We start from the raw sequence: 24,733 nt of genomic DNA, 5'->3' as shown, positions 1-24,733 counted from the left end.
TTTTTATGGCTATAATACGAAACAACAAATTTTATTATTAAGGAATTATTATGTTTGAACTTAGAAAACTTCCATTTGATGCAAATAGCAATGCAGTAGTTAGCGCAAAAACCTGTGAATACCACTACGGCAAGCACCACGCAACCTATGTTGCAAATTTAAACAATCTCATAAAAGATACAAAATTTGCCAATGTATCATTTTATGAAATTCTAAAAAATAGCGAAGGCGGCCTTTACAACAACGTCGCTCAAGTTTATAACCACGACTTTTACTGGGACTGCATCGCTAAAAAAAGCGAGATGTCAAGCGAGCTAAAAGCTGCGATCGAAGCAAATTTCACAAACTTTAAAGAGGAGTTTTTAAAAGCAGCTACAACACTTTTTGGCTCAGGCTGGGCGTGGCTTGTATTTGATCCAAGCAGCAAAAAGCTAGAGATCGTGCAAACTAGCAACGCAAAAACTCCAGTGAGCGACGGCAAAGTGCCGCTTCTAGTCGTTGACGTTTGGGAGCACGCTTACTACATCGACAATTTCAACGCTCGCCCAAAATACCTAGAGACATTTTATGAGAACATAAACTGGGAATTTGTAGGCCAAGCTTACGAGTGGGCGCAAAAAGAGGGCCTTGGCTCAGTCGAGTTTTACACAAAAGAACTTCATAAATAATATCTGGCGGGAACTTTCCCGCCTTTAAATTTCTATTTTTATCTAAATTTTTAAAATCATCAAATTTATTAGCAAAAACTACCTTGTTTTAAAAGAAAGTGTAACTTCAAAAATGGCTCAAAACTTTGTTTTAGCAAACAAATTTCTCTTAAATTTAAAACCAGCATAAGCTACCTTGACTTCAAATTTCTGCTTTGTTGAAAATTTAAAACCACTGCTAAATTTACAAGCTATGGGCATAGAATTTACCACTTCAAAAAGGCATAAAATGTTTGCTTTATCAATCTACTATATCGTGATTGAGAGAGGTTATATACTTAAATTTAAGCAAGCAAATAAAAACTAGTGTAGGTCATTTTATCTTTAAATTTATCAGCAAAACTTGATTTGATATTAAAAAATGGTGGTGGGGGGCAATGTTCACTGTTTCAAAAATGCCCCGAGCTGTATTAATTAGGCAGGGGTAGCTTTAAATTTCAAAGCCACCTTGCCAAATTTACTCAATTTATCTTTTTGAAGTGTATAAATTTATACCATTTTGTAAGCGTTTTAACCCTTCAAGCACTCTGGCTCTTTGGGTTGCGATATTCATGCGAAGGAAAAATCTATCTCCCCTATAAGCATTGCCGTCATTTAGCCAAAGTCCAGCTTTATCACGCAAGAAATTCATAAAGTCGCTCGAATCCTCGCAAAACGCGCTGCAATCAAGCCATAAAAGATAAGTCGCATTTGAAGGTAAAAGCTTTACTGGCAAATTTTGCTCTTTTATGAAATTTATAACAATTTTTTTGTTTTCAAAGAGATACTCCCTAAGCTCATCAAGCCATATTTGACTGTCGTTAAATGCCGCTATTGTCGCAGTTATCGCAAATGCGTTTGCTTCACCTATCTCATCATAATTTACAGCCGCATTTATTCTTGCACGTATCTGCTCATTAGGCGTGATGATGGCTGAGCTTTGAAGTCCTGCTATATTAAAGGCTTTTGTAGGCGAGATGCATGTGATTGAGTTATTTTTACACTCTTCGCTAACGCTGATAAATGGCACGTAGCTTAGACCAGGATCAGTTATATCGCAGTGGATCTCATCGCTGATAACCAAAACATCATGTTTGTAGCAAAGCTCGCCTATTTTTTTAAGCGTCTCTTTGTCCCAAATTTTACCTATTGGATTGTGTGGATTGCAAAGGAGCATCATAGTTGTTAGTGGTTGAGCTAGCTTTGCCTCAAGGTCTTCAAAGTCAATCTCATAAGAACCATCTTTATAGACAAGGTCATTTGATAAAATTTCACGGCCGTTGTTTTTTATGCAGTTAAAAAATACGTGATATACGGGAGCTTGAACTAAAATTTGATCCCCTGGATTGCTAAATCTTCTAATCGCAGTTGAAATCGCTGGTATAACGCCAGTGCAAAAGCACATCCAATCGTTTTCAAAGCTAACATCATGACGTCTCTTCCACCAGTCTTTAATCGCTTCGTTCCACTCTTTTGGGATAAATGAGTAGCCAAAGACGCCATTATCAAGACGCTTTTGTAGGGCATTTAAAATTTCAGGTGCAGCCTTAAAATCCATATCAGCAACCCACATTGGCAAAATATCGTTTTTCATTCGCCACTTCGATGAGTTGGTGCCATCTCTGCTAATAAGCGTATCAAAATCGTACTTCATAGCTTTTCCTTAAAATGAAATTTTAAATCAATTATAACCCAAAAGATACTAATATAATTTGAAATTTTCTCTCAATTTAATATTTCAAAAGGAAAAATGATGAAATTAGCTCAGGCTCTCATTTTAAGAGCCGATACACAAAAACGTTTAGAGCAGCTAAAAGGTAGGTTACTCGATAATGCAAAAATGCAAGAAAATGAAAGACCTAGCGAAGATCCAAAGCTTCTTTTAAAAGAGCTTGATAGGCTAAGCGATGAGCTATTTAGGCTGATCTTGGCTATAAATTTAACAAACTCAAGTGCAAAATTTGAAGGCACGAGTCTAACTGAAATGATCGCTAAAAAAGATACGCTAAGCCAAAAAGTAAGCGTGCTTAGGGAATTTGCCAAAAGCGCAAGCCAAAAGGTCGATCTTTACTCAAATAGCGAGATAAAAATTTTAAGTAGTGTTGATGTAGCCACGCTCCAAAAGCAAATAGACGAGCTATCCAAAGAGATCAGAGAGTTAGATATGAAGCTACAAGAGGCAAACTGGCAAGTTGATCTTGTAGAGTAAAATTTATGGTGAAAATGTAGCTAAAGGCGAGTAAAAAGAAAAATTTATTAGGTTTGCGGGGAGAGAGCAAAAGTTTAAATTTATCCCAGCAATTTAAAAAATGCATTCTTAAAAATAAATGTTACTACCACTTACTGATTTAGCTACGTTTTGGGTGGGTTTGGGGAAGATTAATCTTTATTATGTAAGATTTCACAAATTTTTAAAAGGAAATTTATGAAACTTGACACCTTGATCGTAAAGGGCATTGAAGCTAAAAATAATCCAAATAAAGCTGTCATTCCGCCTGTTTTTTTAGCAAGTACGTTTGTGCAAGATGATCTTGAAAATTTTCAAGAATTTGCATATTCGCGTGGTAGCAACCCAACCAAAAAAGCATTTGATGAAATTTTTGCAAAAGTTGAAGGCAGCAAATACGCTTTTAGCTTTGGCTCAGGCATGGCAGCAACAGCAGCTGCGCTTAGCCTTATAAAAACAGGGCAAAAAGTCCTGCTAAATAGCAATGTCTATGGCGGCACATATAGATATGTCACGACAGTTTTTGAAAGCCACGGCATAAAGAGCGAATTTATAGATGATCTAAATTTTTTAAGCGAAGACGATATAAGCGACGACGTGGCAGCTATCTTCATCGAAACTCCCTCAAATCCTCTTTTAAGAGTGACGGACATCGCTAGAATTTCAAAGATCGCTCACAAAAAAGGCGCTCTAGTCATCGTGGATAACACATTTTTAACGCCTTATTATCAAAGAGTACTTGATCATGGAGCTGATATCGTGGTTTATAGCGCTACAAAGTATATCGGTGGACACGCTGATGTGATCGCTGGTATCGTCACGCTAAACGATGATGCTTTGGCTGAGAAGATAAAATTTGCTAAAAACACACTTGGTGGCATCATAAGCCCGATGGACGCATACTACCTAATACGTGGGCTTAAAACGCTTAGCGTTAGGTTTGATAGACAAACGCAAAATACTCATAAAATAATTAAATTTTTGCAGAATAATGACGCAGTTAGCGTGGTGCATTTTGCCGGCTCATATAGCGAGCAAGAGGCAAAGATGCAAGCAGCTCAAGCAAGCGACATTGGTGCACTTATCTCTTTTGAGCTCGATGAAAAATATGATGTAAATAAATTTGTAAAATCGCTAGAAATTTTTGATCTAGCGGTAAGTCTTGGAGGTGTAGAAAGCCTTATTTGCAGGCCTGCGACGATGACGCATGAGGCGTATCCAAAAGAGGTGCTAGATAAGATCGGTATAAAGCAAAACTTGCTTCGTTTAGCAATCGGTATCGAAAACGCTGATGATTTAATAGCAGATCTTGATCAAGCATTTAAAAAAGCAAAAAAATAATAAAGGAGATAGATATGGCAACTACAAAATTTAAAGGTAGTGAGGTAAATTTAAGTGGAAACGAGGTCTTTGTAGGCTCTTATGCACCTGAAGCAAAAGTCGTAGCACAAGATCTTAGCGAGTTTAGTGTAGGTGGAAATAATGGCGTAGAAGTACTTGTTTGCTTGCCATCACTTGATACTGGCGTTTGCGCAGCAGAGGCTCGTAAATTTAACGAAAAAGTAGCTGGCAAATACGGCGTAAAACTTAGCATCATCTCAAATGATTTACCATTTGCGATGGGTAGATTTTGCACGACTGAAGGCATAAAAAATTTACGTGTAGGAAGTGACTTTAGATACGGAGAATTTGCTAAAAACTATGGCGTTTTAATGAGCAATGGCCCACTAAAAGGACTACTTGCAAGAGCGGTATTTGTCATCAATGATGGCGTAATAATTCACAAACAAATCGTCCCTGAAGTGACAGAAGAGCCAAACTACGATGCTGTATTTGATGCTATTAAAAGTAGCGGTGGTTGCGGTTGTGGCTGCCATTAAAAAAAGGCGTTATCTAAGCATCTATTTGATGCTTAGATAATTAATCTTAGTCAAATAGAGATTTTTCAAAAGACTTTACTACAAAGCTTTTCCTATGAAGGCTTGAATAGCCAAACTTAGCAATGGCATCTAGATGTGCCTTTGTGCCGTATCCTTTGTGCCCAGCAAAGCCATACTTTGAGTAAATTTTATCCCAGCCTCTCATCAAACTATCACGGCTAACCTTTGCTAATATGCTAGCAGCGCTTACCCCAGCGACTTTGCTATCAGCTTTTATCATCGTTGTGATACCTACGCCATAGTCTAAATTTCCATCATAAATGATCTCAAAACCCTTAAAGTGCGCTTTAAAAAGTTTGAGTGCTCGTCTTAAGCACTCACTTAGTCCAAGTTCGTCTATTTGCGCATTTGAGAAGTAGATGATGAGAAAATTTGAGCTTTTTATGATCTCTTTAAAAAGCTCCTCACGCTTTTTTACAGTTAGTTTTTTGGAGTCGTTTAGACCTGAAATTTCTTTATTTAGCACGCAGGCTGCTACGCTTAAAGGCCCAGCTAACGCCCCACGTCCAGCCTCATCTATGCCACAAATTTTTGCCATTAAAGTCCGATTTCATCGCTAAAGTAAGGTCTTAGCTCATCAAGCGGCACGCTAATTTGCTCCTCATTTAAAAAGGTAAGCCCAAGTGGCGAAAGTACAAAATTCTCGCTAACACCTGCTGTTGCGAGGATTGCTTTTAGATGAGGATCATTTATATCTTTAAAAATCTGCTTTAACTTTAGCTTTTTATTGGTTTTAAGTAAGACGACATCGCAGCTAGTTTTATTGTTTTTATAGGTGCAGATACTTTTTATTTTGTCATTTATATAGTAGATGTTGTCTAGGTTTTCAAATTGGTTATTTGGCCATTTTTTACGCTCGCTTTTTAGGTCATAAAGTGTCGAGAGTAATTTATTTTTATTTTTTTTAGCCGATTCTTTGGCAAATATATCGTTAATTATAGCTTCGTATCTCGTGCCATTTGCTTCAGTCATTTGGATGCCAATATTTAGCATTTCATACTCTTTTTCTTTTTTGATAGTCGCATTATAGGCTTTGTTTTTAACGATTATTTTGCCCTTTAGCTCACCATTTTCATTTTTAACGTCTAAATTTATCTTGTCAGATACAGCATTTAGCGATGAAATTTCACTGCTATTTTGCTCAAGATTACCTTTTTCGTAGTCGTATTTTGTACCATCAAAAAAGATATGTCCGCTTATCTTAGGCGGGACTTTAAAGCTTTTACTTTGCTTGAAATTTTCAAATTCATCTTTAAAATAGTTCATATAAACTTCAAATTTTATACCATTTGCCTCGCCAATAAATTTATAAAATTTTGCCCAGTTTTCGTGATTTATCTCATAGCCAAATAGGCTTACTATAAGTATAAAAATCCCAATAAATGCTCTCATGTCCGTCCTTCATAGTTTTTTTGATTATAGCTTCTTTACTTTAAGCTTTTAAAACAATAATCAAATAAAGGTTTAAATTTATAAACCTAGACTCCACCTAGAAAAGGGCAAAATTTCGCATTTTATGCCCTCAAAGCTAAGCTCAGCTTGGTTTGCAACGCTAATTATTTGAAGCTTACTTACACCCAGCTCTTTTAAGCTTGCGTGGAGTTTTTTAAATTTCAAAAAGATGATCTCTGGTGCAGAAAACGGTACACACATGATCGCAATCTTCCTTTTATTAAGGAAGAAATCAATCTCTTTTGTGTAGTAAATTTCATCTTTAAATTTAAGCAACTCGCAAAAAACGACATTTGCAAAGACAGCTAAAAAATCCTTTTTTAGGTATAAAGCGTTACGAAGTATAAAATTTGTAAAGTAGAGTTTTTTGCTCGTGCTGCTCTCATCTAAATTTGGTACTAATTCTATAAAGCCATTTTCATTAAGGCTGGCTACTGTGTTATAGACACTATCTTTTGAAATTTTCATCTGCTCTTTTAGGTTTTTATAGATACCAAAAGTACTAAGCACATCGTGACATTTTGGAGCACATTCTTTTAAAATCGCAATGCTTTGCTCGCTTAAATTTGCTCTTAAAAGCTGTTGTAAGTGAGCTGTGACCTCGCTGGAGTCTAAAAAGGCACTTGCTATCTCGTTGCCGTGAGCCAAAAAGTAGCTAAACAGCAGATCTTGATCCAAATTTTTCTTAAAAAATAGTATAAATTCCTCGTAATCGAGATAGTTTAAATTTATGCGAGCAAAGCCGTCAATCGTGAGTGAAAATTCCTTGCTTGTAAGGATGATATTTTCAAGTGTTGCGCCCTTTAAAAAGCTTAAATTTATAAGATCAGTGGCTTGTAAATTTTCAACTGCGAGCACCTTTATCTGGGTATTTTTTTCTAAAAACTCTTTTAGATTTGCTAAAAGTAAGGCTCTGTCTATCCTTAGATCATCTAAATTTACATAAAGTCTCTCTTCGCTTTTATAATGGCTCAAAAACTCATAAACAAGGGCTGTTTTGCCACTTGAAATGGCACCTATTATAAGCGTCTTTGGCGAGATGATTTCGTATTTTCTGGGGATAAATTTACTTGATTTAAGCGGCTGATTGTAATAAAGCTCTAATTGGTTCATTTTCTCCCCTTTTCAAAATATATATATAAATTTTTGTTATGCCTTCAGAACCCCCCCCCCGTTATAAGCGCGATCTCATCGCTCGTTAGTTCATAAAGCTCAAAAACAAGTTTGTCTATTTTTTCGTCACTTGCCTTGATTTTGTCGTTTAGCGCGTCGATATTTTCTTTTGCTTCTAGCTTTTCATCAAGATTTAAAGTAGGCATATGCTTCTCGTAAAGCTTGATTTTTTCATTGGCTTTTAAAATCTCATCAACCAAATTTATTATCTCGTTTGATAAATTTTCATTTTGTGGCGTGATTTGTGGGATAGGCAAAATTTCTAAGCGATTTATTTTTATTTCGCCTTCAAGTCCGCCCCCAGCATAGAAAAAGTTAAAAATTTTATAAACAGCTGTTGAATTTAAAAAGGCTAATAAAAATTTTAAATTTTCGCCAATTATGCAATATACAGTATTGTCTGGAATATTATTATTTATATCGTAAGCAAATTTTGGGCTTTGCACCATTCTGGCACATAAAATTTTCTCTTTTTCGAATTCCTCCAGATATGCGCAGTTTCGCAGATTATAAGGAGTGGCTCCTTTATCAGAACGATTGGAAAGTTTCGGCTCAAATTTATCAAGATATAGTTTTAGTTTAGGAAAATTATCTATATTGATGCGAGGCTCGGTGCCATATCCATTATGGATATTTATGAGCCATAGCCCAGCCCACTCATAGTCATAACGCTTTATATCTCGATCCCTTAAGATCGGTCTAATGAGCTTTTGCGTCTGTTCTCTTTCGTCCCCAATGCAAGTGCTTAAAATTTTATCACGAGTGCTATCGTCGATGATAAATGCTTCGTTTAATCCAGTTAAAATTCCACGATAAATATTCACATCCCAATCTTTTAATGGCTTTGCGACTTTTTCGATTTTACTTTTTAGCTCAAATTTGTTTTTATCTAAAAAGGTGAAATTTGTTTCGTTTAGCGTGGATTGTGGTATTTGGATAAATTTTTGCGTTTTTAAATTTGTGGTGCTTGAAGCTAGGAAATTAAATTTTGAATTTTCACCAGCTCCTATTTTTCTAAAAATGGTAATCGCACTATCTACGCTCGCATCTTCAAAAACTTTAACCCCAGCAAAATCGATAATATGTGTTATTTGCGTGTTTTCTAATATAAATCTGCGTAAATTTTCACCATAGCTGGCACGGAAAAATTTATTTGAACATATAAAACCTAAAAGCCCACTTTCTTTTAGATGTGTAATGCCAAGCTCATAAAAATAGACAAACAAATCAGCCGTGCCGCTATAAACTTTATATTTTTGTAGGGCTGGCTTTTGCTCTTTTATCGCCTCTTGTCTGACATAGGGAGGATTGCCGATAACGACATCAAATTTAAAGTCAAATGGAAATTCTAAAAGCGAGTTTGCAGCTACTAAATTTTTACTAAGATCTGTTAAAACTCGTCCTTTTGCAGCTGTGCGGAGCCAAAGAGATAGTCTGGCGATCTCGACCGCATCGGCATTTATATCTACGCCGTAAAGGTTATTTTCTAAAATAGTGCTTTCTATATCGTAAAGTCCCAAGCCCTCACCCTCATATACTTTGCGGTAAGTATCTAATGCGCCATGCTCGCTAATGAGAAATTCTAAAGCTTGATTTAAAAACGCACCAGAGCCACAAGCTGGATCAAGTATCTTAAGAGATAAGAGCCACTCGCGGTAAGCGTAAATTTTATCTTTGATCTCACTTTCTGCTTTGGTTAATTTTTTGGGATTTTTTGGTGCTAATAGCTCATTTAGATCAAGCCCTAGCTCATCTTTTTTGGCTTTACAAAGCATGCCAAGTGAATTTTCAATTATAAATTCTGTTATAAACTCTGGCGTATAAAATATGCCATCTTTTTTGCGTTTGCTCTGTTTGGCATCAAATTCATTACCATTTATTTGTGCATTTAGCTCTTCAAGGTCGTTTAGTGAGCTTTCAAATATATGTCCTAGGATATTTATACCGATGTCGCTTAAAAAGTCATAGTCGCTTAAAAACTGCGCTTCAAGCACGCTATCGTCCATCTTTAGTGCATCAAGCTCAGTATCTGTGGCAAAAAGTCCGCCATTGTAGCGTTTGATATCAAGACGTTCACTGCCTTCATCAATGGCTTTAAAGTAAATTTTGTAAAAGTCATAAAAACTAAGCTCAGTAACTTGGTTTTGAAATTTATCTTTTATCTCGGCTATCGTGCGAAGTCTTAGTAGTCCGCGGTCTTCGGCAAATAGTATAAAGACAAACCTATCACATAGTTTTTGAGTTAGGCTTAAAAGCCTATTTTTATCAATGCTAGTATTGTTTTTGCAAATATTTTTAAAAAGAGTGAGTCTAAATGCGCTAAAGTCTTTATAAAATTTATTTGAAATTTCGCGCTCGTGAGTGGCAAATTTCTCTTTTAGCTTTAGCGGTAGATCTGTGCTAATACTCTCAAAGCTAAGCAGCAAATGAAGTTTTTTAAACTCGTCAAAGCTTGCTGTAAAAAGGTCAAATTTTTCAAATGTTGTTTTATTGCCGATGTAAAAACGCAGTTCATTAAAATTTGAAACAACGACATATTTGGCATTTTCATGTGAGATAAAATAGCGAAAGGCTTGATCCACTGGGCTAAGCTCGCGGTTGGACGGAGTTTTATCAAGATGTTGTGTGGTCTGATCTTTTAGCTCGATCACGCATCTAACTTCGCCATTTATCAGTATCGCCCCGTCTGCCTTTTTGCCGTCAGTTTCGTTCTTTTTCTCACGCTCAAGATTGAAATTTGTAGGATTAGTAGTGTCCAAAGTGTAGCCAAGGCAGTTTTCAAAGATATCTTTTAGAAACTGCGTTTGAAATTTCTCTTCTTTGAAGCTCTTAATGTCGCTAGCTTTTGCCTGATACATTTGCAAATTTATATAATGCTTTTTAAGCTTCTCCTCGTCTTGTTCTTGGGTTAGTAAGAATTTTGAATTAAAGATCGGCATCTTTTCTCTTTAAAATTTTAATTTCTTGGAATCTTATCTTTTTAAATTTTATATCTTCCTTATTAAAAGGAAATAATTAATCAAAATTCATCAAAAAATAACGTTTTTCTTGACAACTATAATAGCTTTTTTGTAAAATCGCGTTCTCTTTACGAAAAGACAAGCGTCTTTGCTCGTACGATCGCTTGATCCTATGCGAGTTATTTTGATGTAAAGAGGTCGCGAGTTTGCGACAAGTTCTTTTTAAAGGAAAACACATGGAAAGAATCAGGTTAAAGCTAAAAGCTTACGACCATAGAGTTCTAGACCGCACTGTTGCAGCAATCGTAGAAGCTGTCAAACGAACAGGTGCCGACGTTCGTGGCCCGGTACCAATGCCTACAAAGATCAAACGCTATACAGTCTTAAAATCTCCACACATCAACAAAGACTCACGTGAGCAGTTTGAGATGAGAATACACGCTCGTATGCTTGACATCGTAGCTGCTACTCCAGAAACTGTAGATAGCCTAACAAAACTCGACCTAGCTCCAGAAGTTAATGTCGAAGTTCGTGCGATGAAATAAGCGGACAAAAGGATAAGAGTATGGAATATATTGTAGAAAAAATAGGCATGAGTAGAACGATTGCCACGAAGAGTACGCCAGTTACACTACTTAAGCTAGTTGAGGCTAAAGTATGTGAGATCGACGAAAACAAACGTGCTATCGTAGCGTATGCTCACACTAAAGCAAACAACAAAGCTATCGCTGGTCAGCAAAAAAAATACAATCTGACAGCAGAATTTAACAAATTTGCTACGCTTGAAGTAGCTAATAGCGAAGTTGGAAACCTAGACTTTACACCATTAAATGAGGCTAAAATTTTAAAAGTTAGCTTTAACTCAAAAGGTAGAGGCTACCAAGGTGTGGTAAAAAGACATGGTTTCGGTGGTGGTCCAAAAAGCCACGGCTCACGTTTCCACAGACGCCACGGTTCAATCGGTAACTGCGAATGGCCAGGTCGTGTTCAACCAGGTATGAAAATGGCAGGACACATGGGCAATGAGAAAGTTACTGTTAAAAACGAGCTAATAAGCTTTGACGCTCAAAATGGCATCGTAGTTGTAAAAGGTTGCGTTCCTGGTCACAATGGTGCAATGGGTAAAATAAGGATTGTAAAATGAGTAAAATTCACGTATTAAACGATAAATTTGAAAATTCAGGCGAGTTAGAGCTTCCTGCAAGCTACGCTGAAGTAAATCCGCACAACCTATATCTTTATGTAAAATCTTACCTTGCTGGTATAAGAGCAAATTCGGCTCATACTAAAAGCCGTGCTTTTGTAAGCGGTGGTGGTAAAAAACCATGGAGACAAAAAGGACGTGGTGGTGCAAGAGCGGGTTCAACTAGAACTAACGTTTGGGTAGGCGGTGCAGTTGCATTTGGTCCAACAAACGAGAAAAACTATTTTCAAAAAGTCAATAAAAAACAAAAGAGACTAGCTCTTGAATACGCTTTGGCAGTAAAAGCACAAGATGGTAAAATTTTCGCAGTAGATAGCATCTCAATCGAGTCTGGAAAGACAAAAGATGCAGCTAATATCATCAAAAATTTAAAAGTAAAAGATGCGCTTATCGTTAAAGATTTACTAGACGATAAAACGCTACTTGCTTTTAGAAATTTAGCAAACTGCTATGTAGTAGATGCAAATGAGGTGAATGCTTATCTTGTCTCTACATTTAGTTCGGTTATCATTGAAAAAGCTGCACTAAAAACTATAACAAAAGAGGGCTAAAATGGCGGATATAACTGATATCAAAACAATTATTTATACAGAAAAAACTCTAGGCCTTCAAGAACAAGGCGTTGTTGTTATCCAAACTTCACCAAGAGTTACAAAAAACAGCTTAAAAGCGGTTTTACAAGAGTATTTTGGAGTAACGCCTGTTCGCGTAAATTCACTTAGAATTAGTGGCAAGGTTAAACGTTTTAGAGGAAGAGCAGGCCAACGTGACGAGATAAAGAAATTCTACGTTAAGTTACCTGAAGGCGTAAGCCTAGAAAATACGGAGGCGTAAGATGGCTATAAAATCATATAAACCATATACACCTAGTCGTAGATATATGACTGGACTAAGCTCTGAAGATATAACAGCTAAACCAAGCGTTAGAAGCTTGCTTGTTAAAATACCTGCATCTGGCGGTAGAAATAACAATGGTCGTATAACTTCAAGACATAAAGAAGCAGGTGCAAAAAAACTTTATCGTATCATCGACTTTAAACGTCGCAAATTTGGTATAGAAGGTAAAGTTGAAGCGATCGAGTACGATCCAAACAGAAACTGCCGTATCGCTCTTATAGCTTACAAAGATGGTGAAAAACGCTATATCATTAGACCAAATGGCCTAAATGTTGGCGACGTTATCGCATCTATCGATGAGGGCTCACTAGATATTAAACCAGGTAACGCTATGAAGTTAAGATTTATCCCAGTTGGTACTATCGTTCATAACGTAGAGCTAAAGCCTGGTAAAGGCGCTCAGATAGCTCGTTCAGCTGGCGGTTATGCTCAGCTAATGGGCAAAGAAGAGAAGTATGTTATCTTAAGAATGCCAAGTGGCGAGATGAGACAAGTACTAGCTGAGTGTATGGCAAGTATTGGTGTAGTTGGCAACGAAGACTGGGCTAATATCACTATCGGTAAAGCCGGACGTAATCGCCACCGCGGTATCCGCCCACAAACACGTGGTTCTGCTATGAACCCAGTTGATCACCCACACGGTGGTGGTGAAGGTAAGAAAAATTCAGGCCGTCACCCAGTTACTCCATGGGGTAAACCAACTAAAGGTGCTAAGACTCGCCGTAAAAAAGCTAGCGATAAGCTTATAATTTCAAGAAGGAAAGGAAAATAGAGATGGCAAGATCACTCAAAAAAGGTCCTTTCGTAGATGATCATGTAATGAAAAAAGTTATTGCCGCAAAAAATGCAAACGATAACAAACCAATCAAAACTTGGTCAAGACGTAGCACGATTGTACCTGAAATGATTGGACTAACATTTAACGTTCACAATGGCAAGAGCTTTATTCCTGTATATGTTACAGAAAATCATATAGGCTATAAACTTGGCGAATTTGCTCCAACACGCACATTTAAGGGTCATAAAGGCTCAGTGCAAAAGAAAATCGGCAAGTAAGGGAAGATAATATGAGTAAAGCAATTATAAAATTCGTAAGACTTTCTCCTACAAAAGCAAGACTTATAGCAAGAGAAGTTCAAGGCATGAATGCCGAGCTAGCACTTGCAAGCTTGCAATTTATGCCAAATCGTGGTGCTAAATTTATAGCAAACGCTATTAGCTCAGCAGTAGCAAATGGCGGATTTGAGCCAGAAGAGGTTGTAGTAACTAGTTGCCGCGTTGATGCTGGTCCTGTATTAAAGAGATTTAGACCAAGAGCAAGAGGAACAGCGAGCAAAATTCGCAAACCTACTTCTCATGTAATGGTAGAAGTATCTAAACCTGAAAAGAAGGAAGCATAATATGGGACAAAAAGTAAATCCAATAGGTCTTAGACTAGGAATTAACCGCAACTGGGAATCTAGATGGTTTCCAACCAAACAAAGTCTTCCTGAAAACATCGGTGAAGATTATAAAATTCGTGCATTTTTAAAGAAAAAACTTTACTATGCAGGAATTAGCCAAATTCTAATCGAAAGAACGGCTAAAAAACTTCGTGTAACCGTAGTTGCAGCTCGTCCTGGTATCATCATCGGCAAAAAAGGTCAAGATGTTGAAAACCTAAAGAACGAAGTTAGCAAACTTATCGGCAAAGAAGTAAATGTAAATATCAAAGAAGAAAGAAAAGCTCAAGCTTCAGCTCAACTTGCTGCTGAAAACGTAGCTATGCAACTTGAAAAGCGTGTCGCATTTAGACGTGCTATGAAAAAAGTTATCCAAGGTGCTCAAAAATCAGGTGCTAAAGGTATCAAAATTTCAGTTGCTGGTCGTTTAGGTGGCGCTGAGATGGCAAGAACCGAGTGGTATCTAGAAGGTCGCGTTCCGCTTCATACTCTTAGAGCAAAGATTGATTACGGTGTAGCTGAGGCTCATACGACTTATGGAAACATAGGTATTAAAGTATGGATTTTTAAAGGTGAGGTTCTTCAAAAAGGTGTTCAACCTGAGAAAACCGAAGAAGAAGCACCTAAGAAAACACGTAGAGCAAGAAGAGGTAAATAATTATGTTGATGCCTAAAAGAACGAAATTTCGTAAGCAAATGAAAGGTCGCAACCGTGGTTATGCGACTCGTGGAGCATCTTTAGCAACTGGCGAATTTGCACTTAAAGCTGTTGAGGCTGGTAGAATAAATTCTCGCCAAATAGAAGCTGCTCGTCAAGCTCTAACTCGTCACGTAAAAAGACAGGCTAAAATTTGGATTAGGGTTTTCCCTGATAAGCCACTTACTAAAAAACCTCTACAAACTCGTATGGGTAAAGGTAAGGCCGGAGTTGAAGAGTGGGTTATGAATATCAAACCTGGTCGTATAATATTTGAAATGGCTGGTGTTAGCGAAGAGTTAGCTCGTGAAGCTCTAACTTTGGCTCTACACAAACTTCCTTTCAAATCAAAATTTGTAACGCGAGAGAGTGAAAATGAAATATACTGAGTTAAAAGATAAGAGCGTTGCAGAATTAAACGCGTTGCTAAAAGAGAAAAAGGTGCTTTTATTTACTTTAAGACAAAAGCTAAAAACTATGCAGTTAAGCAACCCTAATGAGATTAGTGCTGTTCGCAAAGAGATAGCTCAGATCAACACTGCAATTAGTGCAACAAGACAAGGGGCGTAAAATGGCATTAAAAAGAGAAATTCAAGGTGTTGTTTTACAAAAAGCTGGAGATAAAACAGCTACTATTTTGGTAGAAAGACGCGTTATGCACCCAAGATACCATAAATTTGTAAAACGCTTTAAAAAGTATTTAGTTCACGATGAGAAAAATGAGACAAGAGCAGGCGATACAGTTGTTGCGATCGAGTGCAGACCACTTTCAGCTCGCAAGAATTTTCGCTTAAAAGCTGTATTGGCAAAGGGAGTTGAGTAATGATTCAAAGTTTTACAAGACTTGCAGTTGCTGATAATAGTGGTGCAAAAGAGTTAATGTGTATAAAAGTTCTTGGCGGCAGCAAAAGAAGATACGCTACACTTGGCGATATCATAGTTTGCTCTGTTAAAAAAGCTCTTCCAAATGGCAAGATCAAAAAAGGACAGGTTGTAAAAGCTGTTGTTGTAAGAACTAAAAAAGAGGTTCAAAGAGATAATGGTTCGTTAATCCGCTTCGACGAGAACGCAGCTGTTATACTTGATAGCAAAAAAGAGCCAGTCGGCACTCGTATTTTTGGACCAGTTGGACGTGAGGTTAGATATGCTAACTTTATGAAGATTGTTTCGCTAGCTCCGGAGGTTTTATAATGGCTAATGTAAAATTTAAAGTCAAAAAAGGCGATACTGTTAAGATCATCGCTGGTGACGATAAAGGCAAAACTGGTAAAATTTTAGCAGTTCTTGCAAAAAAAGGTCAGGTTATAGTTGAGGGATGCAAAATAGCTAAAAAAGCTATCAAACCAAGCGAAAAAACTCCAAATGGTGGTCACGTAAATAAAGAGATGCCAATTGACATATCAAATGTCGCGAAAGTTGAAGGATAAGAGATATGAGTAGATTAAAAGATAAATTTAACGAAACTATCAAGCCAGCTCTCGTAAAAGAATTTGACATCAAAAATCCAATGCTTATCCCTGCGCTCGAGAAGATCGTGATCAGTGTAGGCGCTGGAGACTCTGCGAAAGATCAGAAAGTGCTTCAAAATATGGCTGATACCATTTCACTTATCGCTGGACAAAAAGCAGTTATCACTGATGCTAAAAAATCAGTTGCTGGCTTTAAAGTTCGCGAGGGTTTTCCTGTTGGTATCAAAGTAACTTTGAGAAAAGAGCAAATGTATGCTTTCTTAGATAAGCTAATAAGCGTTGCTCTTCCAAGAGTTAAAGACTTCCGTGGTCTTCCAAAAAATGGCTTTGACGGACGTGGAAACTATAACTTTGGTCTTAGCGAGCAGCTAATGTTTCCAGAGGTTGAGTATGATAAAATTTTACGAACTCATGGTATGAATATTACGATTGCTACTACGGCTAAAAACGATAAAGAGGCATTCAAATTGCTAGAGCTATTTGGTGTGCCGTTTGCAAAAGGAAAGTAAAATGGCAAAGAAATCAATGATAGCAAAAGCTGCACGCAAGCCAAAATTTGCGGTTCGCGGCTATACTAGATGCCAAATTTGCGGTCGCCCGCACTCTGTTTATAAAGATTTTGGAATTTGCCGTGTTTGCCTAAGAAAAATGGCTAACGAAGGCCTAATACCTGGTCTTAAAAAAGCAAGTTGGTAAGGAAGAGAAATGTTAAACGATTTAATATCAGATGGATTAACACGCATTAGAAATGCAAGTATGAGAAAGCTTGAAACTGCGAAATTGCTTCATTCTAAGGTTGTTGAGGCTACCCTTTCTATCCTTGCAGCAAAAGGCTATGTAGAGAGCTACAATGTTATCGAAGAAGGTAACAAGAAATTTATAAACGTAGTTTTAAAGTATGATGAGTACGGCAGAAGCGTTATAAACGAGCTTAAAAGGGTTTCAAAACCTGGTCGCCGCGTTTATCAAGGTAAAGACGACATTAAGCGTTTTAAAAATGGTTACGGAACAGTTATCGTTAGCACAAGCAAAGGCGTTATGAGCGGTATTGAGGCAAGTAAAGCTGGCGTTGGCGGCGAGGTTCTTTGCACCGTTTGGTAATAAACTGCGTTAAAAACGCTATTTTGACCTTATAACTTAAGGTTAAAATTTCTTTTTAGCTAGGTGAAATTTTATATTTCGCCAAAGCTAAATTTAGAAATTCAAATGAAGGTTTCGTCAAATTTGACGATCAAATTTACGGCATTGTGGTGTTTATTCGTAAATGTAGGAACACCCTAGACAAGTAAAGGAAAAAAATGTCACGTATTGGAAAACAGCCTATCGCTATCCCAAGTGGTGTAGACGTTAGCGTTGAAAATAATGTCCTAAAATTTAAAAAGGGCAATCACTTAAAAGAGCTTGACACAAAAGGTCACGTTGATGTCAAGGTAGAAAATGGTCATATAGTTTTTGCTCCAAAGGGCGAAGATCGCCAAAGTAGAGCTTACTGGGGAACATATAGAGCACTTGCTAATAATATCGTAACTGGTATCACTGCGGGATTTACTCGCCAGCTTGAGATCAACGGCGTTGGTTATAAAGCAGCTGCAAAAGGTAAAATTTTAGAGCTTTCTCTTGGTTTTTCACACCTTATCAACTATGAGCTACCAGCAGGCGTTGAAGCTAGTGTTGAGAAAAACGTTATTACTATCAAAGGCGATGACAAACAAGTAGTAGGTCAAGTGGCTGCTCAAGTTAGAGGATTTAGACCACCTGAGCCATATAAAGGTAAGGGCGTTAAATATCTAGAAGAACGTATCATCCGCAAAGCGGGCAAGACATCTAAGAAGTAAGGAGCGGTAAATGACAGCAAAAGTACTAAAAAGAAAAATCGCTCTTAGAATTAAGAGAAAAAGAAGAATCAGAGGTAAAATTTCTGGTGTTGCATCTTGCCCAAGAGTTTCTATTTTCAAATCAAACAGAACTCTTTATGTTCAAGCAATTGATGACGTTACGGCTACTACACTAGCTGCAGTTGATGGTAGAAAGATAGGCATAAAAGCAAATAAAGAAGGTGCGGTCACTTTAGCTAAAGAATTTGCTAAGGCTTTAAAAGCTAAAAAGATAGATGTTGCAGTTTTTGATAGAAATGGTTATTTGTACCATGGCGTTATCGCAGCATTTGCTGAAGCTTTAAGAGAAAATGGCATCAAGCTATAACCCAAAGGAAAATCGATGGAAAAATATAATAGAGAAGAATTTGAAGAAGTAATCGTCGATATCGGTCGGGTTACAAAGGTTGTTAAAGGTGGTCGTAGATTTAGATTTACAGCTTTAGTTGTTGTTGGTAATAGAAATGGTCTAGTTGGCTTTGGTTATGGTAAAGCTAAAGAGGTACCAGATGCGATGAGAAAAGCGATTGACGACGCATTTAAAAATATTATCCACGTTAAGATCAAAGGCACAACTATCCCTCATGATGTAGAGGTAAAATATAACGCAAGTAGAATGCTACTTCGCCCAGCTAGCGAGGGTACTGGTGTTATCGCTGGTGGTAGTGCACGTCCTATTATCGAGCTTGCAGGTATTAAGGATATCCTTACTAAATCACTTGGCTCAAACAACTCAGCAAACGTCGTTCGTGCTACTATAAAAGCACTTAGTTTGCTAAAAAGCTAAGAGAAAGGAGTTAAGATGGCATTAGAAAAATTAACACCTGCTGCAGGTTCAACTCATGCAACCAAAAGAATAGGTCGTGGCCAAGGCAGTGGCAATGGCAAAACTGCTGGCAAAGGTAATAAAGGTCAAAGAGCAAGAAAAGGCTACAATGAGAAAAGAGGTTTTGAGGGCGGACAGCAACCACTTCAAAGACGTCTTCCAAAAGTAGGTTTTACTTCTAAATTTGAAAAACCTTATGTTATTAATGTCGAGAAAATTGCAGCTATAAAAGAGCTTGCTGAAATTTCAATAGCAACAATAGCTAGCGTTCATAAAATTTCAAAGAGCGTTACTAAGATAAAACTAATCGGTGCAAGTGCAAAAGCTCTTGCTTCTAAGATCAAAGACGAGAACGTTAGCGTTAGCGGAACAAAATAATGGATAAAACACTGACCAACAAGATTTTAATCACGTTGGCATTTTTGTTCGCATACAGGATACTGGCTTATGTGCCAGTTCCTGGTGTTAATGTCGACGTAATTAAAGAATTTTTTAATTCAAACAATAGCAATGCCTTGGGCTTATTTAATATGTTTAGTGGTAAGGCTGCTGAGCGTTTAAGTATTATCTCTTTAGGTATCATGCCTTACATTACAGCTTCGATCATTATGGAGCTTTTAGCAGCAACATTTCCAAAATTAGGCCAGATGAAAAAAGAGCGTGACGGTATGCAAAAATATATGCAAATTATACGCTATGCAACTATCGTCATCACTCTTGTGCAATCAATCGGTGTTTCTATCGGACTTCAAAGTTTAAGTGGACGCGGTGGCGAACAAGCTATCATGATAGATATAAATTTATTTATCGCGATCTCTGCTGTATCTATGCTAACTGGAACTATGCTACTTATGTGGATAGGTGAGCAAATAACACAACGTGGTATAGGCAACGGCATAAGTCTTATCATCTTTGCTGGTATCGTCTCTGGTATACCTAGTGCGATCGGTGGAACTGTAAATTTGGTAAATACTTCTGAGATGAATTTCCTAACAGTTATCGCTATTTTGGTGATTATATTAGCTACTATTGGTGCTATTATATTTGTCGAGATGGGCGAAAGGCGTATCCCTATTTCTTACTCAAGAAAAGTGATAATGGAAAATCAAAACAAACGTATAATGAACTATATACCGATCAAAGTAAATTTGAGCGGTGTTATTCCACCGATATTTGCTAGTGCGATTTTGATGTTTCCTAGTACTATTTTACAAGCTAGTACAAATCCGATCATCCAAGCTATCAACGACTTTTTAAGTCCAAATGGCTATATGTTTAACGTTTTAACATTTTTATTTATCATCTTCTTTGCGTTTTTCTATGCATCGATCGTATTTAACACAAAAGATATAAGTGAAAATTTAAAGAAACAAGGCGGATTTATCCCAGGTGTTAGACCAGGCGAGAGTACAGCTAGTTATCTAAATGAAGTAGCTGGCAGGCTAACTTTGGGCGGTGCTTTATATCTAGGCATCATCTCAACCTTACCATGGGTACTTGTAAAAACTATGGGTGTACCATTTTATTTTGGTGGCACATCAGTACTTATCGTGGTATCTGTCGCTCTGGATACTATGAGGCGTATAGAAGCTCAGTCTTATACAAACAAATACCAAACTCTAAGTGCAGTAGGTCTATAAAATGGCTATCACGCTAAAAAGACCGGTTGAGATAGAGAAAATGAGAGCGGCGAACAAGATCGTCGCTCGAACTCTTGATCACATTTCTACGATTATAAAGCCTGGAATTTCCCTTCTTGAGATAGATAAAATTTGTGAAGATATGATAAGGGCTGCTGGGGCAAAACCTGCTTTTAAAGGTCTTTATGGCTTTCCAAATGCAGCTTGCATAAGCGTCAATGAAGTGGTGATCCACGGAATCCCAAATGAATACAAACTAAAAGAGGGTGATATCGTTAGCGTTGATATCGGCTCAAATTTAGATGGTTATTTTGGTGATTCGGCTAGGACATTTGGAGTTGGTAAAATTTCAAAAGAAGACGAGGCTTTGATCGCTTGCTCAAAAGATGCACTATATTTTGCGATTGACTATATAAGAGCTGGTATGCATTTTAAAGAAATTTGCTATGAGCTTGAGAAATTTATTCTTGGTAGAGGTTATGTGCCTTTACGTGGATATTGCGGTCACGGTATAGGAAAAAGGCCACACGAAGAGCCAGAAATTCCAAACTATCTTGAGGGGCATAACCCAAAAGCTGGACCAAAGATAAAAGAAGGAATGGTATTTTGTATAGAGCCAATGATCTGCCAAAAAGACGGCACGCCAGTTTTAGGAAGCGATAACTGGAAAGTAACCTCAAAAGATGGTTTAAGAACCAGCCATTATGAGCATTGCATGGCGATAGTTAATGGCAAAGCCGAAATTTTAAGCCAAGCGTAAAATTTATGGCAAAAATTTAAAGAAAGGAGAGTTTGTGGCAAAAGACGATGTCATTGAGATTGATGGAAATGTTGTTGAAGCACTGCCAAATGCAACTTTTAAAGTTGAGCTTGACAACAAACATATAATTTTATGTCATATCGCTGGAAAAATGAGAATGCATTATATAAAGATAATGCCTGGCGACCGTGTAAAAGTAGAACTTACGCCATATAGCCTAGACAAGGGCAGGATCACTTATAGATATAAGTAAATTTGACTTTGTGGCAAATATGCTAAGTAAATTTAAAGCTGGTTTTGGATAAAATCCAAGCTTTGCGAAAAGCTGTATGAAGAATTATTTTCAAAGTTCCCCACTTATTTTGAAAATAGTTGGTTTAAATTCTTTCTTTAGACCTGATGCAGCCCCTAAAAAAGTGGAATAAATTTTTAGGAGACTAAAATGAAAGTTCGTCCTTCTGTAAAGAAGATGTGTGACAAATGTAAAATTGTCAAACGTAGTGGCATAATTCGTGTTATCTGCGAAAATCCAAAACATAAACAAAGACAAGGATAAGGCATGGCACGTATTGCAGGTGTAGATTTACCAAACAAAAAGAGAATAGAGTATGGTTTGACTTATATATATGGTATAGGTCTTTACAAATCTCGTCAAATTCTTGACGCAGCTGGAATTTCTTATGACAAGAGAGTCTATGAGCTTAGTGAAGATGAAGCAGCAGCTATCCGTAAAGAAATTCAAGAGCATCACGTCGTTGAGGGTGACTTGAGAAAACAAGTTGCTATGGATATCAAAGCTCTTATGGATCTTGGAAGTTATAGAGGTCTTCGCCACAGAAAAGGTCTTCCTGTTCGTGGTCAAAAGACTAAAACTAATGCTAGAACCAGAAAAGGCAGACGTAAAACTGTCGGTGCAGCTACTAAGTAAGGCAAGGGTTAAAGGATAATAAATGGCGAAAAGAAAAATTGTTAAGAAAAAAGTAGTTAGAAAAAGCATAGCCAAAGGTATCGTTTATATCAGTGCAACATTTAACAACACTATGGTAACTGTAACTGATGAAATGGGAAATGCTATTGCATGGAGTAGTGCAGGTGGCTTAGGCTTTAAAGGTAGCAAAAAATCAACTCCTTATGCAGCTCAACAGGCAGTTGAAGATGCTCTAAATAAAGCAAAAGAGCATGGTATAAAAGAAGTTGGTATTAAGGTTCAAGGTCCAGGTAGCGGACGTGAAACGGCTGTTAAAAGTGTAGGAACTGTTGAAGGAATTAAAGTATCTTTCTTTAAAGACATTACACCTTTACCACACAATGGTTGTAGACCGCCAAAACGCCGCCGCGTATAATTAGAGAAAAATAGGAGAAATTATTATGGCTAGATATACAGGACCTGTTGAAAAATTAGAAAGACGTCTTGGTGTGTCTCTTGCGTTAAAAGGCGAAAGAAGACTTGCTGGTAAAAGTGCTTTTGAAAAAAGACCTTATGCACCAGGACAACATGGACAAAGAAGAGCAAAAATAAGCGAATATGGCTTACAACTTCGCGAGAAACAAAAAGCTAAATTTATGTACGGTGTTTCAGAGAAACAATTTAGAAGATTATTTCAAGAAGCAGCACGCCGCGAGGGCAACACTGGTGCCCTTTTGGTTCAACTACTAGAGCAAAGATTAGATAATGTTGTTTATAGAATGGGCTTTGCAACAACTCGTCGTTTTGCTCGTCAGCTAGTAACTCATGGACATATTTTAGTAAATGGCAAAAGAGTAGATATACCATCTTACAGAGTTGAACCTGGCGCAAAAGTAGAGATTGTCGAAAAATCTAAAAACAATCCACAAATTGTTCGTGCGATAGATCTTACAGCACAAACTGGTATTGTTGCTTGGGTAGATGTTGAAAAAGAGAAAAAATTTGGAATTTTCACTAGAAATCCAGAAAGAGAAGAGGTTATCATTCCTGTTGAGGAAAGATTTATAGTAGAGCTTTATTCAAAATAATAGAGGGTATAAAGATGAGAAAGATTACTACATCAGCTTATATGCCAACTGAAATTGAAGTTAAAAGTGTTAGTGAAAATGTTGCTAACATTACAGCATATCCTTTTGAGGCGGGCTATGCTGTTACCTTGGCTCACCCATTGCGTCGTCTTCTTTACACAAGTACAGTAGGTTTTGCTCCTATTGGTGTAAAGATAAAAGGCGTTAGTCACGAATTTGATAGCATGCGAGGTATGCTAGAGGACGTAGCTTTTTTTATTATAAATTTGAAAAAGATCAGATTTAAATTAAAAAGCACCAGCGAGCGCGAAGTTATAGAGTATAGCTTTAAAGGACCAAAAGAGATAACTGGGGCTGATCTAAATAATGATCTAGTTGAGATCGTTAACCCAGACGCATACCTTGCTACAATAAACGAAGATGCTGAGTTAAATTTTTCAGTTATCATTCAAAAAGGTATCGGATATGTTCCTAGTGAAGAGATCAGAGAAGAGATCGAAGACGACTATATCGCACTTGATGCTTTCTTTACACCTGTTAAAAAAGCAGTTTATGATATACAAAATGTCTTGGTTGAGGATGATCCAGACTATGAAAAGATTGTATTTACTATAACAACTGATGGTCAAGTTAGTCCGATAGAGGCTTTTAAAAATTGTTTAGAAGCTATGTATCAGCAAATGTCAGTATTTAAAGGAATTTTAGATATTGATGTCAGTACTCCAGTTGCTAGCTCAACTGCAGGTGGCGAGTTTTCAAAGTTACTTTCTAGTGTAGAAGATCTAAATTTAAGCGCTAGAAGTTTTAACTGCCTTGACAAAGCTGATATTAGATTTATCGGCGAGCTTGCATTAATGGACGAAAATGAGCTTAAAGAGCTTAAAAATTTAGGTAAAAAATCTCTTGAAGAGATTAAAGCGGTTATGGAAGAGATAGGCTATCCAGTTGGTGCCGATGTGTTAAAAGATGGCAAAGAGCAACTAAGAAAGAAAATAACCGAGCTTAAAGCACAAATGAGTGTAAAAGAATAAAAGGATAATAGATGAGACATAAACACGGATATCGCAAACTTGGTAGAACGTCATCTCATAGATCTGCATTGCTTAAAAATCTGGCGATAGCTATCATCAAAAGCGAAAAGATAGAGACGACTTTACCAAAAGCAAAAGAGCTTAGAAGCTATGTTGAGAAGCTAATCACAAGAGCTAGAAAAGGTGACTCTAATGCTCACAGAGCAGTATTTGCTTCTTTACAAGATAAAGAAACAACAAATAAATTAGTCACTGAAGTAGCTCCAAAATTTAAAGAGCGCAATGGCGGCTATACAAGAATCATCAAGACTCGTGTTCGTAGAGGCGACGCGGCAGAGATGGCTTATATAGAGCTAGTAGCTGAATAATTATTAGAGAGCTTCGGCTCTCTTTTTTAATTTATTGAATATAAAATTCCACCACTTTTAAAATAAAATCCTTCTTCCAAAAGCTTTCTCAA

38 protein-coding genes are annotated in these 24,733 nt (G+C 37.2%); 33 read left to right on the top strand and 5 right to left on the bottom strand.

Translation table 11 applies throughout. From position 1 onward, the window contains the following. Positions 1-50: 50 nt before the first annotated feature. On the top strand, positions 51-668 hold the full coding sequence (gene sodB, locus F3H01_RS06385) for a superoxide dismutase [Fe] (RefSeq protein WP_149725214.1): 618 nt from the start codon (positions 51-53) through the stop codon (positions 666-668). A gap of 505 nt (positions 669-1,173) precedes the next feature. Here sodB and F3H01_RS06380 read toward each other — a convergent pair. After that, positions 1,174-2,340: a MalY/PatB family protein gene (locus F3H01_RS06380; protein ID WP_149725213.1), complete on the bottom strand. Its 1,167-nt coding sequence runs from the start codon at positions 2,338-2,340 to the stop codon at positions 1,174-1,176. A 99-nt stretch (positions 2,341-2,439) separates the two neighbouring features. Here F3H01_RS06380 and F3H01_RS06375 point away from each other — a divergent pair, with 99 nt between their 5' ends. The 3 genes from F3H01_RS06375 to tpx all read left to right on the top strand — a co-directional run bounded on the left by F3H01_RS06375 (position 2,440) and on the right by tpx (position 4,793). Further along, positions 2,440-2,895, top strand: a complete 456-nt coding sequence (locus tag F3H01_RS06375; protein WP_149725212.1) for a DIP1984 family protein — start codon at positions 2,440-2,442, stop codon at positions 2,893-2,895. A gap of 216 nt (positions 2,896-3,111) precedes the next feature. After that, positions 3,112-4,254 (top strand): trans-sulfuration enzyme family protein, encoded by a 1,143-nt coding sequence (locus F3H01_RS06370; protein WP_085658465.1) that lies wholly within the window; start codon positions 3,112-3,114, stop codon positions 4,252-4,254. A gap of 14 nt (positions 4,255-4,268) precedes the next feature. Then, positions 4,269-4,793 (top strand): thiol peroxidase, encoded by a 525-nt coding sequence (gene tpx, locus F3H01_RS06365; RefSeq protein ID WP_149725211.1) that lies wholly within the window; start codon positions 4,269-4,271, stop codon positions 4,791-4,793. Between the two features lie 46 nt (positions 4,794-4,839). Here the strand turns inward: tpx and rnhB are convergent, their stop codons facing one another. The 4 genes from rnhB to F3H01_RS06345 all read right to left on the bottom strand — a co-directional run bounded on the left by rnhB (position 4,840) and on the right by F3H01_RS06345 (position 10,417). After that, the gene (gene rnhB, locus F3H01_RS06360) at positions 4,840-5,391 is read right to left on the bottom strand and encodes a ribonuclease HII (RefSeq protein ID WP_149725210.1); all 552 of its coding nucleotides are present in this window, start codon (positions 5,389-5,391) and stop codon (positions 4,840-4,842) included. Next, positions 5,391-6,245 (bottom strand): S-adenosylmethionine tRNA ribosyltransferase, encoded by an 855-nt coding sequence (locus F3H01_RS06355; protein ID WP_149725209.1) that lies wholly within the window; start codon positions 6,243-6,245, stop codon positions 5,391-5,393. Before F3H01_RS06355 ends, rnhB begins: the two co-directional genes overlap by 1 nt. A 78-nt stretch (positions 6,246-6,323) precedes the next feature. Then, positions 6,324-7,418 carry an ATP-binding protein gene (locus F3H01_RS06350; protein ID WP_149725208.1) on the bottom strand — a complete coding sequence of 365 codons (1,095 nt, stop codon included), beginning with the start codon at positions 7,416-7,418 and terminating at the stop codon, positions 6,324-6,326. A gap of 44 nt (positions 7,419-7,462) precedes the next feature. Then, positions 7,463-10,417, bottom strand: coding sequence for an Eco57I restriction-modification methylase domain-containing protein (locus F3H01_RS06345; protein ID WP_149725207.1), 2,955 nt, complete (start codon positions 10,415-10,417; stop codon positions 7,463-7,465). 257 nt (positions 10,418-10,674) lie between these two features. Between F3H01_RS06345 and rpsJ the strand changes: the two genes are divergently transcribed. The 29 genes from rpsJ to rplQ all read left to right on the top strand — a co-directional run bounded on the left by rpsJ (position 10,675) and on the right by rplQ (position 24,641). After that, a complete protein-coding gene (gene rpsJ / locus F3H01_RS06340) occupies positions 10,675-10,983 on the top strand; it encodes a 30S ribosomal protein S10 (RefSeq protein ID WP_009295257.1) in 309 nt (102 codons plus the stop codon). A 20-nt stretch (positions 10,984-11,003) separates the two neighbouring features. After that, a complete protein-coding gene (gene rplC / locus F3H01_RS06335; RefSeq protein WP_002941563.1) occupies positions 11,004-11,582 on the top strand; it encodes a 50S ribosomal protein L3 in 579 nt (192 codons plus the stop codon). Next, entirely contained in the window at positions 11,579-12,193 is a 615-nt protein-coding gene (gene rplD, locus F3H01_RS06330; protein WP_012140561.1) for a 50S ribosomal protein L4, read from the top strand. The genes rplC and rplD overlap by 4 nt, the downstream gene beginning before the upstream one ends. A 1-nt stretch (position 12,194) precedes the next feature. Beyond that, entirely contained in the window at positions 12,195-12,476 is a 282-nt protein-coding gene (locus F3H01_RS06325) for a 50S ribosomal protein L23 (RefSeq protein WP_002941535.1), read from the top strand. Between the two features lies 1 nt (position 12,477). After that, positions 12,478-13,311 (top strand): 50S ribosomal protein L2, encoded by an 834-nt coding sequence (gene rplB / locus F3H01_RS06320; protein ID WP_021091121.1) that lies wholly within the window; start codon positions 12,478-12,480, stop codon positions 13,309-13,311. A gap of 2 nt (positions 13,312-13,313) precedes the next feature. Then, positions 13,314-13,595: a 30S ribosomal protein S19 gene (rpsS, locus tag F3H01_RS06315; RefSeq protein WP_002941639.1), complete on the top strand. Its 282-nt coding sequence runs from the start codon at positions 13,314-13,316 to the stop codon at positions 13,593-13,595. Positions 13,596-13,606: 11 nt separating this feature from the next. After that, complete coding sequence (gene rplV, locus F3H01_RS06310) at positions 13,607-13,939, top strand: 50S ribosomal protein L22 (RefSeq protein ID WP_009295259.1); 333 nt, start codon at positions 13,607-13,609, stop codon at positions 13,937-13,939. 1 nt (position 13,940) lies between these two features. Beyond that, complete coding sequence (gene rpsC / locus F3H01_RS06305) at positions 13,941-14,639, top strand: 30S ribosomal protein S3 (RefSeq protein WP_002941650.1); 699 nt, start codon at positions 13,941-13,943, stop codon at positions 14,637-14,639. Between the two features lie 2 nt (positions 14,640-14,641). Then, positions 14,642-15,067 carry a 50S ribosomal protein L16 gene (rplP, locus tag F3H01_RS06300; protein WP_021091116.1) on the top strand — a complete coding sequence of 142 codons (426 nt, stop codon included), beginning with the start codon at positions 14,642-14,644 and terminating at the stop codon, positions 15,065-15,067. Beyond that, positions 15,054-15,248 (top strand): 50S ribosomal protein L29, encoded by a 195-nt coding sequence (gene rpmC, locus F3H01_RS06295; RefSeq protein WP_002941625.1) that lies wholly within the window; start codon positions 15,054-15,056, stop codon positions 15,246-15,248. Before rplP ends, rpmC begins: the two co-directional genes overlap by 14 nt. 1 nt (position 15,249) lies before the next feature. After that, entirely contained in the window at positions 15,250-15,501 is a 252-nt protein-coding gene (gene rpsQ, locus F3H01_RS06290) for a 30S ribosomal protein S17 (protein WP_021091107.1), read from the top strand. Beyond that, positions 15,501-15,869 (top strand): 50S ribosomal protein L14, encoded by a 369-nt coding sequence (gene rplN / locus F3H01_RS06285; RefSeq protein ID WP_021091075.1) that lies wholly within the window; start codon positions 15,501-15,503, stop codon positions 15,867-15,869. The genes rpsQ and rplN overlap by 1 nt, the downstream gene beginning before the upstream one ends. Beyond that, the gene (rplX, locus tag F3H01_RS06280; RefSeq protein WP_002941666.1) at positions 15,869-16,105 is read left to right on the top strand and encodes a 50S ribosomal protein L24; all 237 of its coding nucleotides are present in this window, start codon (positions 15,869-15,871) and stop codon (positions 16,103-16,105) included. The genes rplN and rplX overlap by 1 nt, the downstream gene beginning before the upstream one ends. 5 nt (positions 16,106-16,110) lie before the next feature. After that, positions 16,111-16,656, top strand: a complete 546-nt coding sequence (gene rplE / locus F3H01_RS06275; RefSeq protein WP_002941643.1) for a 50S ribosomal protein L5 — start codon at positions 16,111-16,113, stop codon at positions 16,654-16,656. Between the two features lies 1 nt (position 16,657). After that, the gene (locus F3H01_RS06270) at positions 16,658-16,843 is read left to right on the top strand and encodes a type Z 30S ribosomal protein S14 (RefSeq protein WP_002941532.1); all 186 of its coding nucleotides are present in this window, start codon (positions 16,658-16,660) and stop codon (positions 16,841-16,843) included. A gap of 9 nt (positions 16,844-16,852) precedes the next feature. Continuing rightward, a complete protein-coding gene (gene rpsH / locus F3H01_RS06265) occupies positions 16,853-17,248 on the top strand; it encodes a 30S ribosomal protein S8 (RefSeq protein WP_021091129.1) in 396 nt (131 codons plus the stop codon). A 197-nt stretch (positions 17,249-17,445) separates the two neighbouring features. Beyond that, on the top strand, positions 17,446-17,982 hold the full coding sequence (gene rplF, locus F3H01_RS06260) for a 50S ribosomal protein L6 (RefSeq protein WP_107775613.1): 537 nt from the start codon (positions 17,446-17,448) through the stop codon (positions 17,980-17,982). A 10-nt stretch (positions 17,983-17,992) separates the two neighbouring features. Next, entirely contained in the window at positions 17,993-18,349 is a 357-nt protein-coding gene (gene rplR / locus F3H01_RS06255) for a 50S ribosomal protein L18 (protein ID WP_085658472.1), read from the top strand. 15 nt (positions 18,350-18,364) lie between these two features. Next, positions 18,365-18,808, top strand: coding sequence for a 30S ribosomal protein S5 (gene rpsE, locus F3H01_RS06250; protein WP_002941646.1), 444 nt, complete (start codon positions 18,365-18,367; stop codon positions 18,806-18,808). A 15-nt stretch (positions 18,809-18,823) separates the two neighbouring features. Next, a complete protein-coding gene (gene rplO, locus F3H01_RS06245) occupies positions 18,824-19,225 on the top strand; it encodes a 50S ribosomal protein L15 (protein WP_021089212.1) in 402 nt (133 codons plus the stop codon). Next, entirely contained in the window at positions 19,225-20,487 is a 1,263-nt protein-coding gene (gene secY / locus F3H01_RS06240; RefSeq protein ID WP_035167388.1) for a preprotein translocase subunit SecY, read from the top strand. Before rplO ends, secY begins: the two co-directional genes overlap by 1 nt. Position 20,488: 1 nt before the next feature. Next, entirely contained in the window at positions 20,489-21,247 is a 759-nt protein-coding gene (gene map, locus F3H01_RS06235) for a type I methionyl aminopeptidase (protein ID WP_021091100.1), read from the top strand. Positions 21,248-21,281: 34 nt separating this feature from the next. Further along, a complete protein-coding gene (gene infA, locus F3H01_RS06230) occupies positions 21,282-21,500 on the top strand; it encodes a translation initiation factor IF-1 (RefSeq protein WP_002848031.1) in 219 nt (72 codons plus the stop codon). A gap of 189 nt (positions 21,501-21,689) precedes the next feature. After that, entirely contained in the window at positions 21,690-21,803 is a 114-nt protein-coding gene (rpmJ, locus tag F3H01_RS06225; RefSeq protein ID WP_002941545.1) for a 50S ribosomal protein L36, read from the top strand. Between the two features lie 3 nt (positions 21,804-21,806). After that, positions 21,807-22,175, top strand: coding sequence for a 30S ribosomal protein S13 (rpsM, locus tag F3H01_RS06220; RefSeq protein ID WP_012140556.1), 369 nt, complete (start codon positions 21,807-21,809; stop codon positions 22,173-22,175). A gap of 22 nt (positions 22,176-22,197) precedes the next feature. Continuing rightward, positions 22,198-22,590, top strand: coding sequence for a 30S ribosomal protein S11 (gene rpsK, locus F3H01_RS06215; protein WP_021091081.1), 393 nt, complete (start codon positions 22,198-22,200; stop codon positions 22,588-22,590). Positions 22,591-22,615: 25 nt separating this feature from the next. After that, positions 22,616-23,242 carry a 30S ribosomal protein S4 gene (rpsD, locus tag F3H01_RS06210; protein WP_054197275.1) on the top strand — a complete coding sequence of 209 codons (627 nt, stop codon included), beginning with the start codon at positions 22,616-22,618 and terminating at the stop codon, positions 23,240-23,242. 14 nt (positions 23,243-23,256) lie between these two features. Then, complete coding sequence (locus F3H01_RS06205; RefSeq protein WP_084109888.1) at positions 23,257-24,273, top strand: DNA-directed RNA polymerase subunit alpha; 1,017 nt, start codon at positions 23,257-23,259, stop codon at positions 24,271-24,273. A gap of 11 nt (positions 24,274-24,284) precedes the next feature. Continuing rightward, the gene (rplQ, locus tag F3H01_RS06200) at positions 24,285-24,641 is read left to right on the top strand and encodes a 50S ribosomal protein L17 (RefSeq protein WP_002941584.1); all 357 of its coding nucleotides are present in this window, start codon (positions 24,285-24,287) and stop codon (positions 24,639-24,641) included. Positions 24,642-24,733 lie beyond the last annotated feature (92 nt).

Origin of the sequence: Campylobacter concisus (assembly GCF_902460875.1) — a bacterium.
GTDB lineage: Bacteria > Campylobacterota > Campylobacteria > Campylobacterales > Campylobacteraceae > Campylobacter_A > Campylobacter_A concisus_AA.
This window is presented reverse-complemented; position numbering and strand designations above follow the sequence as displayed.